Genomic DNA, 1,425 nt, shown 5'->3' with positions numbered 1-1,425 from the left:
TGATGACTTTAGCGCCACGGTCGGCGCAGTATCTAATTGCGGTAGCAATGGAATCATCGACCGTGGAATGGGTTGTGCCAAAAGAGACGCTGATGATGGCGGCGTTAGGAGCGGCGCCAATCAGCCCTTCTTTTCCGTTGGGGCCGTGGCCGCGTCCAGCGATATTCACGGCCATGGATGTGCCATGGTCGGCGTCGTGTTCGCCAGTGATGGGTTTGAGTCCGTCGGGGGCTCCGATTCCGGACAGGTCTTTACCGCCAGTAAATCGCACCCCGGTCAGGTCGGGGTGGGTGGTGTCGATGCCACTGTCCACCAGGCAGATTGTGACGCCTGAACCTTGCGATAGTGACAGGGTGCGGTCGATGCCCATCGGGGTGATCCACCATTGCCGGTCCCGGACCTGGTCCCCCGCATGAGCCGGGACCGCTGCGCCGCAGGCTAATCCGGCGGTGATGAGCATGATGGTGGCGGCGTGTCGTGGATGTGGCCTGGTCATGGGTGTCTGCGGCGGCGTCGGAGCCACCAGGTTAGGCCGCCGATGAGGGTGGCGCAGGTGGCCAGTCCGGCGAGGATGGCCCAGGAAGCGGTGGCGGGGCTGCGGGGTGCGGCGGCGGTGATGGGTCCTTGGGGTGTGTTTGTGGGGGGTTGGGGCATGGCGGAGGAATATTCAGGGTCAGGTTGGTAGGTGGGGTCCCACAGCCCCATCGATTTCACTCCGAAAACGTCTCGTGAGGGGTTGTCGTATCCTTCGCCGATTTGCCCGAGGGGGTTGTCGGTGACGGTAGGGACGTCAGCCGTGAGTGCGGCGTAGGCGTCGACGAGGCCCCAGCCGCAGTCGGCGGTGGGGATGTCACCGGTGCCGGTTTTTTTAGCGGTTTTTAAGACGCGGTTGATGATGCTGGCGGCGTTGAGGTCGGGGTGTTTCGCGCGGATAGCGGCGACGATGCCGGTGACGACCGAGGTGGAGATGGACGTGCCTGCGCCGTCGCGGTAGCCGCCGCCGGGCCAGGCTTGCGGGACTCCCGTGTCCGGGGTGGTCGCGAACGGGCCACACACAGCCACACCTTGGGTGTAAATTTTTCCGTTTTTATCTTTTTCGCCGCTGCCCCAGCTGGAGCGAGGGTCACGGGTGAGGTTGTGATCGACCCCAGCCACTGACAGAATGCCGAACATGCTAGATATTCCGGACGGTGGGGAGCTGCCGAAATTTCCGGCCCCAGCGACTACGACGACGTCTTTAGACTGGGCGTAGAGCGCAGCTTTTTTGGTGTCGTTACTTCCCTCTAAAAGAGAGAGATTGATGACTTTAGCGCCACGGTCGGCGCAGTATCTAATTGCGGTAGCAATGGAATCATCGACCGTGGAATGGGTTGTGCCAAAAGAGACGCTGATGATGGCGGCGTTAGGAGCGGCGCCAATCAGCCC

2 protein-coding genes are annotated in these 1,425 nt (G+C 62.1%); both read right to left on the bottom strand.

Going from position 1 to position 1,425, the window contains the following annotated elements:
• On the bottom strand, positions 1–496 hold a 496-nt coding region (locus tag KEM60_RS14505; RefSeq protein WP_219108489.1), incomplete at its 3' end, for a S8 family serine peptidase.
• Positions 493–1,425, bottom strand: a 933-nt coding sequence (locus KEM60_RS14510) for a S8 family serine peptidase (RefSeq protein ID WP_219108491.1), incomplete at its 5' end; no start/stop codon positions are given. The genes KEM60_RS14505 and KEM60_RS14510, both read right to left, overlap by 4 nt.

It is taken from the genome of Austwickia sp. TVS 96-490-7B, from assembly GCF_019331795.1.
In the GTDB taxonomy this organism is placed as follows: Bacteria; Actinomycetota; Actinomycetes; order Actinomycetales; family Dermatophilaceae; genus Austwickia.
The sequence above is the reverse complement of the archived record's forward strand: the minus strand, read 5'-3'. Positions and strand labels throughout refer to the sequence as shown.